The sequence below is a fragment of the Kitasatospora sp. NPDC023176 genome (assembly GCF_055560495.1).
The window spans coordinates 1-12256 of the sequence record NZ_JBVHIP010000010.1 but is presented as its reverse complement, the minus strand read 5'-3'; the positions used below and the strand labels follow the sequence as shown (position 1 = coordinate 12256).

Here is a 12256-nt window from a genome sequence, read left to right as displayed (position 1 = left end):
CATGACCGCGACTCCCCCGGACGACACGGCCCGCCTGCGCGCCACCGCCGACTTCGTCAGGGAGCACGACACCGCCGACCTGTTCCCGCTCCTGCTGCCCGGTCTCGACGGCCCGGAACGCCGGGCCCTGGCCGAACGCTGCCGCTTCTCACACGCCGCCCTCCTCCTCCTGCCCCCGGACGCCGCCACACTCCACGCCCAACTCGCCGCCTGTGGACTGGACTTCGATGCACCCCCGCAGCCCAGCGTGGTGGTCCGCGGCCGGCTGGCCCGCCGCCACGGCCGCACCGAGGCCGACCTCGACGTCAGCATCCTGCGCCCGCCGGTGCCCGGCCCGGGCGGCGAGCGGACCGTCGAGGTGTTCGCCCTCACCGTGCCGCCCGGCTCGGACCTCGCCGACCTCGCCGACCACGAACGCGCCCACGACCACGAGGCGCACCTCGCCTTCGAGGTCACCGACCCGGACCCACTGGCGCTGCGCGGCCTGTGCGCGCTGCTCGCCCGACACGGCGCCACCCCCGACGGCGGCGGCCACAACCCCCACGAGGACTCCACCGTCCTCTACTTCACCGCCCCCACCCGCGCCCGCACCGGTTACCGCCGGGTGGAGCTGCACGCCCACGGTGACCACCGCGCGGTGCTCGCCGACCACCTGGGCCAAGACCCCGCCCAGCACTCCGCCGAGACCCTGCTCCAGCAACTGACCGGCGCCTGGACCACCCAGGCCCTGGCGGTCAGCGCGCGGATCGGGCTGCCCGACGCCCTGGACACCCGGACCGGCACCACGGCGGCGGACCTCGCCGCCACGCTCGACGCCCACCCGCAGAGCCTGACCACCCTGCTGCGCTACCTCACCATGCTGGGCATCGTCGCCGAGGACCAGGACGGCTACCGGCTCACCGGCACCGGCGCGCTGCTGCGCGCCGACGCCCCCGGCTCGATGCGGCCGCTGGCGCTGATGTACGGCGGACCGTTCTACCGCTCCTTCGCCGAGCTGGAGCACACCGTGCGCACCGGCGGGGCCGCCTTCGACCACCTCTTCGGCGAGAACCACTTCGACCACTTCGCCCGCGACCCCGAACTCGCCGAGCTCTTCGACCAGTCCATGGCCGCCAGCTCCCGGATGTTCGACCCGCTCCCGGCCCACCCCGTCATCACGGCGGCCGCCGGCACCGCCGGCACCGTCGTCGACATCGCGGGCGGCAACGGCGAACTGCTCGGCCGTCTGCTGTCCGCCCACCCGGGGCTGCACGGGACCCTGCTGGAACGCCCGCACGCCGTCGAGGCGGCCCGCCACCGGCTCGACGCCGCCGGGCTCGGCGGGCGCTGCGGCTACGTACCGGGCGACTTCGCGGATGTCCCCGGCACGGCGGACGTCTACCTGCTGTCCCGGGTGCTGCACGACTGGGACGACGAGCGCTGCGCCGAGATCCTGCGCCACTGCGCCCGCGCCATGCCCGCCCACGCCGACCTGCTGATCGTCGAACGGCTGCTGCCCGACGACGGCTCGGCCTCGCTGGCCACCGCGTGGGACGTCCACATGATGTGCAACACCGGCGGGCGTGAACGCCGCGCCGACCACTACGCCCGGCTGCTCGCCGACGCCGGGCTCCACCTGCTCGGCCACTCCCCGCTGCCGCTGGGCGCCGCCGTCCTGCACGCCCGCCGGGCCGCCGTCCCGGCCCCGGGCGCCCCGGCTCACCCCGCCCCGGCCCACTCCGGGCGCTGACGCACCGCTGCCCCGCCGCCGATCGGGCGGCGGGGTACCCGTGTCGCAGGGCGCGTGTCGGACCCGCCCTAGCAGCCGGGCCGTCTCGACTCGACGTAGTCCACGACCTGCATCATCCCGAGGTCCTCGTGCTGGAGCTGGTGGCAGTGGGCGACGACCCGGCCGGTGAAGTCCTCGTACCGGACCAGGAAGGTGACGGTCTCCCCTGGCCGGCCGCCAGCCAGGTCGACGGTGTCCTGCCAGACCGGCGGGTCCAGCCGCACGCCGTCGCGGTGGGTCACCAGGACGTGGTTGGTGTGCAGGTGGAAGGGGTGGTGGAAGGCCGCGCTGGTCTCGTCGGTGCGCAGCGTCCAGCGCTCGACGGTGTCCAGTTCCAGGGTGTGGTTGACGTAGCCGGGGTCGAACAGGCCGTAGGCCACGTCCCGGGTGAGGTCGCCGCCCGGGTCGGCCGCGGGGGTCGGGTGGCTGCCCAGCATCCGGAAGGCGTTGGCGAACGGCCCGGTGAAGACCTTGGGGTCGACGTGGAAGACCACCTCGCGCTCCGCGTCCGGGTCGGTGAGATCGCTCTCGTCCAGGAAGGGCTTGCCGGCCGGCAGCTCGGTCGGCAGGTCCATCGGCGGGTCGACGGGCTCGCCCGTCACCTCGACCGTCATCAGCGGCTCGGCGACACCGTCCGCCCGCAGTTCGTAGCTGCCCGGATCGCCGCCCCGGACCAGGACGTCGGCCCGGTTGCCCATGCTCAGGCGGACGGTGTCGGTGGCGACCACGGCGGGGAAGGTCACGCCGTCCTGGGCGATCTGGTGGAGGGTCTGGTCCTGCCCGCCCCCGGTGAGCCGCAGCGGCAGCGCGGTGAACGCGGTGGCGCAGACCAGCCGCCAGCGCTGCACCTCGCCCGGGCGCAGGGTGACGGTGGGGTTGACCGCACCGTTGACGGTCAGCACCGGCGGCACGGCGGCCAGCGCGTTCCCGGACGAGAAGTCGGGGACCTCGCCGTCCTTGAGCCTGAGCTCGTTGACGCACACCACGAGGTCGGCGGCCGCCGCGATCTCGGGCACCTCGTCGACGTCGCCCCGGACGATGAGCACCCCGGCCATCCCGCCGACGAGTTGGGTGGAGGTGGCCCCGTGCAGGTGCGGGTGGTACCAGAAGGTGCCCGCCGGGTGGTCGGCCGGGATGTCGATGGTCGTCACGTACCGCGGCTCCGGGGCGCCGGCCTCGACCTCCTCGGCGGTGCGCGGCGCGAACACCCGGAGCACGTTGTCGCCGTCCCCGGTCGGGTCGACGTGCAGGCCGTGGGTGTGCAGGTTGAAGCTGTTGAAGCCGTGCGGCCGGTTGTGGTCCCCGCTGTGGGGTGCGTTCGGCGGCAGGCCGTTGACCTGGGTCAGCCGCAGGGTGTCCCCGGCGCTCACCCGCAGGGTCGGGCCGGGGATCGTCCCGTTGTAGGTGCGGGTGTGGACCGTCCCGTGGCCGGGGACGTCGGTGTCCGTGAACCGCACGTCGAGCGTCTCCTCCAGCACCGCCCCCGGGCCGCCGGGCACCCGTCGAGCGGTCCGTACGGCCGGCTGCGGGAAGGGGAGGGGCGCGGCCGCGGCGTACCGCCGGGAGAGGATCCCGTCGGACGCCACCAGCAGGACGGCGGCCGGGATCGCCCTGAGCATCGATCGACGACTGAATCCGACATTTTCGCTCATGGTCGGGCAATCTAGATCAGCTCACCGGGGACACCGGTCAAGCACACCGCGCGCCCGCCAGACATTGCCCATTCATGACCGTCCGCTCGATGGCCCTCGGCTTCGCAGCCCTCGGTTTCACGGCCCTCGGTTTCACGGCCCTCAGCCGGACCAGACGGTCACCGTGGCTTCCAGCTGGTAGTCCGCCGGTTCGATGGAGTCGATCTTGATCAGGGCGGTACGGCCACCGGGGGACTTCAGACAGACCAGCGACCCGACGTTCACGTGCGCGGAGGTGCCCGGGTGGCTCGCGGCCCAGTCCGAGCAGGCGGCGCCGGAGGGCGGCGCCTGGCCGGTCCAGATGCCGAAGCTGTCGTGGTCGTTCTGGATCTCGTCGTACAGGATGGCCGAGGTCGCGCTGAACCCGGTCGCGTAGATGCCCTGCGGGAACCCGGGGTGGCGCCCCGGCGGGGTGAGGTCGAAGTCGGCCCCGCCCTCCATCGTGATGGCGACCTGGCCGCTCCAGGCCACGGCGGGCCCGGCCGAGGACGGCGCGGGCGGGTTCGGCGCGGCGGTGGCCACGGCCGTGGCGGCACCGGTGGCGGGCGCGGGCGCCGCACCGGTCGGCCCGGCCGCCGGCGCACTCGACACCGGGTTCGCCGCCGGCGCCACGGGCTCGCCGCCCTGCGGCCGGACCGCCGTCCCCAGGAGCAGCGCCAGCACCCCGACCGCGACCACCCCGACCCGCGCGCCCCCGCTCTTCGGCCCGGGCAGGTTGATCCCCGCCCCGCTCGCGGCCTCCTTGGCGAACGCCACCACGAAGCAGAGCAGCCCGAACACCCACAACGTGATGGTTCCCGCCACGACCCCGTCCCCCATGTCCCACCTGTACAGCCCGGCTCGAACCCGCAGATCGTACCGGGAACCTGACACCCCGGCAGCTCAATTCACCACGCCCTCCACCGCGCCGCCACCCTCGCGGTCCTCGCGGTCCTCGTGGTGTGAGGCCGGAACGGCCGGGCGGGATCCGGCCTCCCCCGGCCCGACGTCCCGGCACACCGGGACGCCCGTCGGCCCCCGTCCTCGGCGAGAGTCGCATCGCGGGCGAACGGTCGGCCCGCGGGCCGTGCGCCATTCGATGGCGCGTTCGAGGCGCCGTCATGCGAGGCGCCGTCATGCGAGGTGACGCCAGGGAGGCGCCGTCGGCGTCAGCCGCCGGGCCGCGCGGGCCGGGCGTCGATCTCGGCCCAGACCGTCTTGCCGTCGTCGTGCGGCACGGCGCCCCACCGGGTGGCGGCCTTCTGCACGATGAACAGCCCGTGCCCGCCGGGCAGGCCCGGGCGGTGCGGCCGGCGCGGCTCGGGCAGGTCGGTCGAACGGTCGCTGACCTCGATCCGCAACCGGGCCTCGGAGGCGTCCAGGACGAGGTCGACGGGGCCGCCGGCGTGCAGCATCGCGTTGGCGACCAGTTCCGCGACCAGGAGCACGATGTCGTCCCCGACGCCGGCCTCGCTCATCGGCCACGACCAGTCGGCGACGGCCTGCGCGGTGTACGCCCGGGCGCGGGCGACGGGCTTGGGCAGCCCGGCCAGGTGCAGCCTCCGGCGCTGGCCGCCGGGCGGAAGGGTGGGGCCGGCGCACGGCCGGTCGCCGTCCAGGGTGGCCCGGCTGGTCGTCATGTGCGGGATCTCCCCTTCGGTTCCGGCGCGCTCGGTTCCGGCGCTGTGTTCCACTTCGTCTGCTCGGTTCCCGACCACGGACGAATTATGCGTGTCATCGGCCGGCCATGGCGGTCACCGGGGTGCGGCGAGTGCGGCGTCCACCGACGGGTGGAGCGCGAACACGGTGTCGGTGCAGGTCAGTTCCAGCAGCCGCCGGACCGTGCCGGAGGGCGCCGCGAGCCGGAGGGCGATGTCCGCCGCGGCGGCCGACATCCGGGTCTGCAGCAGCAGGTTCAGTCCGGAGGAGTCGCAGAAGTCGACCCGGGCGAGGTCGACCACGAGCAGCGGCGGGCGCTGCTCCACCAGCTCGTCGAGGGCGGCCCGGGCGGGTGCCAGGGTCTCGATGTCGAGGTCGCCCGCCAGCGCGCAGACGGCGGCCCGGGTGTCGGTGTGCCAGGTGTGGACGACCAGGTCGGGCCCGGACGGGGCGCCCGTCCGGGAGGGGTCGGAGGGGGTGGTGGTCGGCGGCACGGTCACGGACTCGTTCTCTGCGGGCATCGTCTTCTCGGCTGGCATCGTCGTCGTGTTCCCTCTACGGGTGTGCTCCACGAGACTACGCACGCCACCCGGCCCAGGGCCAGGCCGTGGGCCGGGCGGCCCGGGCGCGGGTGGCGTGCGCGGTGTCGTGGGTGCTCCTGGTGACCGTGTGACCGGGTCGGTGGCCGGGTGGCCGGGCCGGCCGCCCGGCCACCGACCCGGTCAGTCGGCGGTGAGGCCAGCGCGCAGGCTCTTCAGGATGCGGCTGAGGAGACGGGAGACGTGCATCTGGGACAGGCCCAGTCGGGCGCCGATCTGGGACTGGGTGAGTTCCTCGCCGAAGCGCAGCGCCAGGATGAGCCGGTCGCGTTCCGGCAGCGCGGCGACGAGCGGTTTGAGGACGATCAGGTTCTCCAGGGTGCCGAACCGCGGGTCCTCCTCGCCGAGGCGCTGGGCGAGCGGGCCCGGGTCCTCCTCGCCGTCGGTCGCGGGGGCGTCCAGGGACCCGGCGGTGTGACCGTTGGCGGCCGCGAGCCCCTCGATCACCTGCTCCTCCGTCAGGTCGAGGTGCTCGGCCAGCTCGGGCACGGTCGGTGCCCGGCCCAGGCGCTGGAACAGCACGTCGCGGGCCTTGGCGAGGGTGATGCGCAGCTCCTGGAGGCGGCGTGGCACGTGCACGGCCCAGGTGGAGTCGCGGAAGTGGCGGCGGATCTCGCCCAGGATGGTCGGCAGCGCGAAGGTGACGAACTCCGCGCCGTGGTCGGGGTCGAAGCGGTCGATCGCCTTGATCAGGCCGACCGAGCCGACCTGCATCAGGTCCTCCTCGGGCTCGCGGCGGTTGCCGACCCGGCGGATCGCGAACCGCACCAGCGACAGGTTGAGTTCGATCAGCGTGGACCGCACGTACGAGTACGCGCGGGTGCCCTCCTCCAGCGTCGCGAGCCGGGCCAGCAGCAGGCGGGTCAGCTCGCGCGCGTCACTGGGCGCGACCTGTCGCGGGTCCTCGATGTCGGCGAGTTCCGGGAGCTCCAGGAGCTCCAAGAGCTCCGGGTGTCCCGGGAGCCCCCGGACGGCGGCCCGGTCGGCGCCGGACGCGTCGACCGTCGAGGCCCCGTCCGGAGCCGGGGCTGTCCCACGGTGGAGGAGTTCGTCACTGGTCGTGGCCATGTCGGTCCTTTCCCCTCGGCGTACGGTCCGTCCCCCGGTACCCGCCCTGGCCGATTCCATGTCGGTTCCCGTTGTGAGGATTGCGTGAACGAACGACCCGGACGGTGCGGCGGTGCCGCCTGCCGCCCGCCGTGCATGTCCGGCGGGGAACGGGGCACCCGGACCGGGTGCAGGACGGCAGAGCCGAGGAGAAGGAGGACCGGACGATGGGACGGATCGAGGAATCGGTCGAGATAGCGGCACCGCTCGGCGAGGTCTACCGACGCTGGGTGCACTGCGAGGACTTCCCCCAGTTCATGCGCGGCGTGGTCAGCGTGGACGTCTCCGGCGACGGCAACAGCAGCTGGGTGGTCGAAACCGCGGGCGGCCGACGGGAGTTCCGGGCCGTGACCACCGAGGTGGTGGAGGGCGAGCGGGTCGCCTGGGACGGCGGGGCCGACCCGGTGCGGCACAGCGGCGTGGTGACCTTCCACCACGTGGACGACCGCACCACCCGGGTGATGCTCCAGCTGGAGGTCGAACCCCACGGGCTCTGGGCGCACCTCGCCGAGGCGCTCGGCTTCGTCGACCGCCGGGTCATCGACGACCTGAACGACTTCAAGGACCACGTCGAGCGGAGCGAGCGACCGGACGCCGATCCGGGGGCATGAACCCCGGCATCGGGGGCACCCGAGCCGTAACGGGCCCGACAGGCCGACAGACCGACAGGCACCACAGACGAGCGGGCGGGGACGGCCCGGCGGCCGTCCCCGCCCGAAGAACCCGGGAAAGGGGAACCCTTCCATGGAACGTCTCACCACCCGGATCACCATGCGACTGATCACCGGCGACGAACGCAGCCGGGACCTGGCCGTCGACTGGTCCTACCGCGCCGACCAGCCCCACGCGGCGGAGCTGGACTTCACCTCCTACCAGCCGCACGCGGTGTGGTCGCTCTCCCGCGACCTGCTGCTCGCCGGCCTGGACGCGCCCGCCGGTGAGGGGGACGTGCACGTCACGCCGTTCGACGACACCCGCGTGCTGATCGCGCTCGCCGGCGACGAGGGCGTGGCCCTGCTCGCCGCCTCCACCGAGGCGGTCGCCCAGTTCCTGGCCGCCACCACGCGGCTCGTCCCACCGGGGCAGGAACACGAACGGCTCGACTGGGACCGCGGCCTGAGGGACCTGCTGGCCGCGTGACACCGCACCACCGCAGGGATCCGCGCCACGCGGAACCGCACCGCACCGCACCGCACCGCACCGAGAGGAGTGCTCCCCCATGAACACCGCCCCCGCCCAACCCGGCCTCCCGCCCCCGACCCCGGAACCCCCGGCGCCGCCGCGGCCCGCCGGCCCGCCGCTGGTGCCCGACCCGCCGCCCCCGCCCGGCTCGCCCGTCCTCCCGCCGGTCCCGCGGCCCGCCCCCGAACCGGCCCCCGAACCGGCCACCCCGCACCCGGGCCACCCCCACCCGGTCGAGCCGCCCGACTAGGGCCCGGACCACAGGAGCCCCCCGAACCCCGAAGCGGAAAGGAGACGGCAGGACATGTGGTGGAGCCTGCTCCGCCTCGCCGTCGTCGGCGTCGCGGCCGCCCTGCTCACCTTCGGCCTCGACCGGGCCGTACAGCTGGTGGCCCGGCGGCTGTCGGCCCCGTGGGGCGCCGGCGGCGTCCCGGACGTGCTGCGCCGGTGCCGCCACCCGGTGCTGGCGCTGACCGCCTGCCTGCTGCTCTCCGCCGCCCAGCCGTGGATCGCCGCCCCGCCCGCCGTCCGCGACGGGCTGCGGCACCTCGCGGTGATCCTGGCGATCACCGCCGGCGGCTGGCTCTGCGGCCGGCTGGTGGCGGTCCTGGTGGACGGCGCCGCCCGGCTGGCCGTGTACCGCCGGGAGCCGGCCTGGGCGGGCCGGGCCCGTACCCAGGCCAGTCTGCTCGGCCGGATCTGCCAGGCGGTGGTGGCCCTGGTGACGCTGGGCGCGGTGCTGATGACCTTCCCGGCGGTGCGCGGGGTCGGCACCAGCCTGCTGGCCTCCGCCGGGCTGGTCGGCGTGGTGGCGGGTGTGGCGGCGCAGAGCACCCTCGCCAATGTCTTCGCCGGGGTGCAGCTGGCCTTCGGGGACCTCGCCCGGATCGGCGACGTCGTGGTGGTGGCCGGTGAGTGGGGGACGGTCGAGGAGATCACCCTGACGGCCGTGGTGATAGAGACCTGGGACCAGCGGCGGCTGATGATGCCGATGTCCTACTTCGTCGGTCGCCCGTTCGAGAACTGGTCCCGCCGCTCCAGCCGGATCACCGGCACCGCGCTGCTCCACCTGGACCACCACGCGCCGGTCGGGCTGCTGCGCGGGGAGTTCGAGGACTACCTGGCCAAGAGCGAGCTGTGGGACGGCCAGGGCAGCGCCCTCCAGGTGGTCGACACCACCCCCACCACCATCGTGGTCCGGGTGCTGGCCACGGCGGCCGACGGCAGCGACGCCTTCGAACTCCGCTGCCGGCTGCGCGAGCACCTCATCGGGTACCTGCGCGACCAGCACCCGTACGCGCTGCCGCGCATCCCCGTGGCGGAGGCACCCACCCGGCGCCCGGACGGCCGGGAGCACCCCCGTGTGCCCCGACCGCCCCGGGGCCGCCGCACCCCGCCGTAGCCACCCGTAGGCCAGGTCGAGGCCAGGTCGCGGGCAGGTCTGGTCAGGGGCGCGACAGGTCGCGACCCGGCGCGCAGTAGGCTGAGCTGCTCAGATGATCTTCAGGAGAGCCATGACCGCCGCCCGCCCCCGCGTCCTGTTCGTCACCGACCTCGCCTACCAGGCCCGGGGGCGGCGCTACTGCGACGAGGACATCCAGCTCTCCGCCCGCCTGCGCGAGGACTTCGACGTCGCCCTGTGCCACCCGCTGGACGCGGCCCGGCTGCTGGACGCCTTCGACGTGGTCCTCGTCCGTAACAGCGGCCCGGTGCTCAACTACCGCGCCGAGTATGAGGAGTTCCGCAGCCGGGCACTGGAGCGCGGCGCCCGGGTGTACACCCAGCTGACCGGGCGCGCCGACATGGCCGGCAAGCAGTACCTGCTCGACCTCACCGCCGCCGGGTACCCCGTCATCCCCACCGTCGACCGCGCCGAGGACCTCGGCCGGCTGCCCGTGGTGCCCGAGTACGTCGTCAAGCCGAAGCTCGGCGCCGACTCCATCGGCCTGCGGATCGTCCCCCGCGAGCAGCTCGACACCGTCGCGTACGACGAGGACGTCCTCGTCCAGCCACTGATCCGGTTCGCCTACGAGGTCTCCTTCTACTTCGTCGACGACGCCTTCCAGTACGCCCTGCACGCCCCCGACCCCGACCGGCGCTGGCGCCTCGAACCGTACGAACCCAGCGCCGCCGATCTGGAGTTCGCCCGGCGCTTCATCGCCTGGAACACCGTCGAGCACGGCATCCAGCGGGTGGACGCCTGCCGCACCCCCGAGGGCGGACTCCTGCTGGTCGAGCTGGAGGACCTCAACCCCTACCTCTCCCTCGACCTGGTCGACCAGGCCACCCGGGACCGGTTCACCGCCGCCCTCAAGGCCTCCCTGCACACTCTCGCTACGAAGCCCTGACCAGCCGGGCCGCCTCCGTCAGCACCGCGCCCAGCGGCAGGCCGACCCTCGCGGCGGCCAGCTCGTCCGCGCGGGTCGCGCCCTGGTTGACGATCACCACCGGCGTGCCCGCGCGGGCGGCCCGGCGGACGAAGCGCAGCCCCGACATGACCGTGAGCGAGGAGCCCAGCACCACCAATGCCTGGGCCGCGTCCACGAGTTCGAAGCAGCGCCGGACCCGCGGCTCGGGCACGCTCTCACCGAAGAAGACCACGTCCGGCTTGAGCACTCCCCCGCACGCGGCGCAGGGGGCGACCCGGAAGGCGGCCACCAGCTCCGGCGCCAACTCGGCGTCGCCGTCCGGGTTGGCTCGCGCCGGGCCGTCCCGGAAGCCGGCGTTCAACTCCTCCAGCCGCCGGTCCAGCTCCGCCCGTGAGCCGGTCCGGCGGCACCCCAGGCACACCACCCGGTGCAGCCCGCCGTGCAGTTCCACCGCCGTCCGGGTGCCGGCCGCGCGGTGCAGGCCGTCCACGTTCTGGGTGATCACCGCCGACACGTGCCCCGAGCGCCGCAGCCGCTCCACCGCCCGGTGCCCGGCGTTGGGCTCGGCCCCGGCGATCGCCGGCCACCCGGCGTGGCTGCGCGCCCAGTACCGCTGCCGGGCCGTCGCGCTCCCGGTGAACTCCTGGAAGGTCATCGGCGCCCCGCGCCGCCTGCTGCCCGTCTCACCCCGGTAGTCCGGGATGCCGGACTCGGTCGACAGCCCGGCCCCGCTGAGCACCACCACCCCCCGCCCGGCCAGCAGCCGCACCAGCACCGCCAGGCCGGCCGCATCGGCCGCCGTACCGCCGGGAGTCGTCAGGGGCACACCCATGCCGTCCAGCTTAGGACGCGGCGGCGGGCGGGTGCTCAGCCGCCGAGGGGCTCCGCCACCGGGTGCTCGGGGTCGTACGCGGCCCAGCCCGGGCTGCCGGTCCGGGCGAAGGCCGTCCAGGCACCGTGCACCCGGGCCGCGAGCCCGGCCAGGGCCGGGTCCGGGCCGAGCAGGCCGTCGTACCCGTGCAGCCAGGGCTCGTCGGCGAGGTCGAACACGAAGGGCAGTTCCACGGTGTGGGCCGCGCCGAGGCGCCCGTCCAGGGCCGTCGAGCGGTACCCGAAGGAGTAGCGGTGGGTGCGGCCGCCCGAGATCCGGGCGTGGGCCCTTGCGAGGCGCGTCGTCCCGGCCTCGAACAGGGCGTGCGCGAGCACGGCGGAGCCCAGTTCGCCCGGGGTGGCGTGCGGCCGTGCCGCGCGCAGGGCGGCGAGGACGTCCGCGGGCTGGACCGGCAGGACCAGGCCGAGCGGGCTGAGCCCGGCCAGCGGGTCCGTGGCGGTGTCGGTGCGCAGGCCGAGTCCGGTCAGCGCGGGCAGCACGGGCAGGAAGCGCTCGTCCGGGACCGCGGCGAACCCCTCCGCGGTGGGTCCGACGCCCGGCTCGGCGGCCGCGGCGGTGGTGACCCGCCGCGCCTGCTCCGGGGTGAACGCGCCGGTGCCGCTGCCGCTCTGGACGATCGCCCGCCGGAACAGTCCGCGGGCCTCCGGCGTCGCGAGCAGCGCGCAGGTGAGCGTGGCGCCCGCGGACTGCCCGAAGACGGTGACGTTCCACAAGACTGATGCATCATGCTCGATCGTGCTTATAATCGGCCCGCTTCGCTCATCTATGAGCATTCGCCGAGGAGGTCGCGATCGCCACGGACCGCATCACGCTGGCCGGCGCCCGGCTCGTCCTGCCCGGCGGCGTCGTCGAGGGCTTCCGCCTCGCCGTCGAAGGGTCCCGGATCGCGGCCATCGCCTCCGGCGCCAACGGCGCCAACGGCACGAGCGGCGGGGAGACCGAGCCCGGCGACCTCGACCTGACCGGCCACACCGTCGTCCCCGGCTTCGTGGACCTGCACGTCCACGGCG

At 74.6% G+C, this 12256-nt stretch carries 13 protein-coding genes and 1 pseudogene; 6 read left to right on the top strand and 8 right to left on the bottom strand.

Annotated elements, in window-relative coordinates; genetic code table 11:
• The first annotated feature begins 1 nt into the window (after position 1).
• A complete protein-coding gene (locus ACZ3YL_RS16220) occupies positions 2 to 1729 on the top strand; it encodes a methyltransferase (protein WP_465657896.1) in 1728 nt (575 codons plus the stop codon).
• A 68-nt stretch (positions 1730 to 1797) separates the two neighbouring features.
• Here ACZ3YL_RS16220 and ACZ3YL_RS16215 read toward each other — a convergent pair whose 3' ends face one another.
• The 5 genes from ACZ3YL_RS16215 to ACZ3YL_RS16195 form a co-directional block, all read right to left on the bottom strand.
• Positions 1798 to 3420, bottom strand: a complete 1623-nt coding sequence (locus ACZ3YL_RS16215) for a multicopper oxidase family protein (RefSeq protein WP_465657894.1) — start codon at positions 3418 to 3420, stop codon at positions 1798 to 1800.
• Between the two features lie 141 nt (positions 3421 to 3561).
• Complete coding sequence (locus ACZ3YL_RS16210; protein WP_465657891.1) at positions 3562 to 4263, bottom strand: hypothetical protein; 702 nt, start codon at positions 4261 to 4263, stop codon at positions 3562 to 3564.
• A 344-nt stretch (positions 4264 to 4607) separates the two neighbouring features.
• Positions 4608 to 5078, bottom strand: coding sequence for an ATP-binding protein (locus tag ACZ3YL_RS16205; protein WP_188307665.1), 471 nt, complete (start codon positions 5076 to 5078; stop codon positions 4608 to 4610).
• A 114-nt stretch (positions 5079 to 5192) separates the two neighbouring features.
• On the bottom strand, positions 5193 to 5636 hold the full coding sequence (locus tag ACZ3YL_RS16200) for an STAS domain-containing protein (protein WP_465657889.1): 444 nt from the start codon (positions 5634 to 5636) through the stop codon (positions 5193 to 5195).
• A 183-nt stretch (positions 5637 to 5819) separates the two neighbouring features.
• Positions 5820 to 6764, bottom strand: a complete 945-nt coding sequence (locus ACZ3YL_RS16195) for a SigB/SigF/SigG family RNA polymerase sigma factor (protein WP_465657887.1) — start codon at positions 6762 to 6764, stop codon at positions 5820 to 5822.
• A 206-nt stretch (positions 6765 to 6970) separates the two neighbouring features.
• Here ACZ3YL_RS16195 and ACZ3YL_RS16190 point away from each other — a divergent pair, with 206 nt between their 5' ends.
• From ACZ3YL_RS16190 to ACZ3YL_RS16170, 5 genes are all read left to right on the top strand, one after another.
• Positions 6971 to 7414, top strand: a complete 444-nt coding sequence (locus tag ACZ3YL_RS16190; RefSeq protein ID WP_188307663.1) for an SRPBCC family protein — start codon at positions 6971 to 6973, stop codon at positions 7412 to 7414.
• Positions 7415 to 7547: 133 nt separating this feature from the next.
• Positions 7548 to 7943: an SsgA family sporulation/cell division regulator gene (locus ACZ3YL_RS16185; protein ID WP_188307662.1), complete on the top strand. Its 396-nt coding sequence runs from the start codon at positions 7548 to 7550 to the stop codon at positions 7941 to 7943.
• 79 nt (positions 7944 to 8022) lie between these two features.
• Positions 8023 to 8235: a hypothetical protein gene (locus tag ACZ3YL_RS16180; protein ID WP_465657885.1), complete on the top strand. Its 213-nt coding sequence runs from the start codon at positions 8023 to 8025 to the stop codon at positions 8233 to 8235.
• A gap of 54 nt (positions 8236 to 8289) precedes the next feature.
• On the top strand, positions 8290 to 9387 hold the full coding sequence (locus ACZ3YL_RS16175; RefSeq protein ID WP_188307605.1) for a mechanosensitive ion channel family protein: 1098 nt from the start codon (positions 8290 to 8292) through the stop codon (positions 9385 to 9387).
• 112 nt (positions 9388 to 9499) lie between these two features.
• The gene (locus ACZ3YL_RS16170) at positions 9500 to 10333 is read left to right on the top strand and encodes an ATP-grasp domain-containing protein (protein WP_188307606.1); all 834 of its coding nucleotides are present in this window, start codon (positions 9500 to 9502) and stop codon (positions 10331 to 10333) included.
• Here the strand turns inward: ACZ3YL_RS16170 and ACZ3YL_RS16165 are convergent.
• From ACZ3YL_RS16165 to ACZ3YL_RS16155, 3 genes and pseudogenes are all read right to left on the bottom strand, one after another.
• Positions 10320 to 11186, bottom strand: a complete 867-nt coding sequence (locus tag ACZ3YL_RS16165) for an NAD-dependent protein deacetylase (RefSeq protein WP_465657883.1) — start codon at positions 11184 to 11186, stop codon at positions 10320 to 10322. The genes ACZ3YL_RS16170 and ACZ3YL_RS16165 overlap by 14 nt on opposite strands.
• Positions 11187 to 11221: 35 nt before the next feature.
• Positions 11222 to 11953, bottom strand: a pseudogene (locus ACZ3YL_RS16160) (carboxylesterase family protein); the annotation flags it as partial.
• 56 nt (positions 11954 to 12009) lie between these two features.
• Positions 12010 to 12256, bottom strand: a 247-nt coding sequence (locus tag ACZ3YL_RS16155) for a hypothetical protein (protein WP_465657881.1), incomplete at its 5' end; no start/stop codon positions are given.

Bases quoted from the DNA above. Each gene is read 5' to 3' on its own strand.
- ACZ3YL_RS16220 (WP_465657896.1), top strand. From the start codon at position 2: ATGACCGCGACTCCCCCGGACGACACGGCCCGCCTGCGCGCCACCGCC.
- ACZ3YL_RS16215 (WP_465657894.1), bottom strand. From the start codon at position 3,420: ATGAGCGAAAATGTCGGATTCAGTCGTCGATCGATGCTCAGGGCGATC.
- ACZ3YL_RS16205 (WP_188307665.1), bottom strand. From the start codon at position 5,078: ATGACGACCAGCCGGGCCACCCTGGACGGCGACCGGCCGTGCGCCGGC.
- ACZ3YL_RS16200 (WP_465657889.1), bottom strand. From the start codon at position 5,636: ATGCCAGCCGAGAAGACGATGCCCGCAGAGAACGAGTCCGTGACCGTG.
- ACZ3YL_RS16195 (WP_465657887.1), bottom strand. From the start codon at position 6,764: ATGGCCACGACCAGTGACGAACTCCTCCACCGTGGGACAGCCCCGGCT.
- ACZ3YL_RS16190 (WP_188307663.1), top strand. From the start codon at position 6,971: ATGGGACGGATCGAGGAATCGGTCGAGATAGCGGCACCGCTCGGCGAG.
- ACZ3YL_RS16185 (WP_188307662.1), top strand. From the start codon at position 7,548: ATGGAACGTCTCACCACCCGGATCACCATGCGACTGATCACCGGCGAC.
- ACZ3YL_RS16180 (WP_465657885.1), top strand. From the start codon at position 8,023: ATGAACACCGCCCCCGCCCAACCCGGCCTCCCGCCCCCGACCCCGGAA.
- ACZ3YL_RS16175 (WP_188307605.1), top strand. From the start codon at position 8,290: ATGTGGTGGAGCCTGCTCCGCCTCGCCGTCGTCGGCGTCGCGGCCGCC.
- ACZ3YL_RS16170 (WP_188307606.1), top strand. From the start codon at position 9,500: ATGACCGCCGCCCGCCCCCGCGTCCTGTTCGTCACCGACCTCGCCTAC.
- ACZ3YL_RS16165 (WP_465657883.1), bottom strand. From the start codon at position 11,186: ATGGGTGTGCCCCTGACGACTCCCGGCGGTACGGCGGCCGATGCGGCC.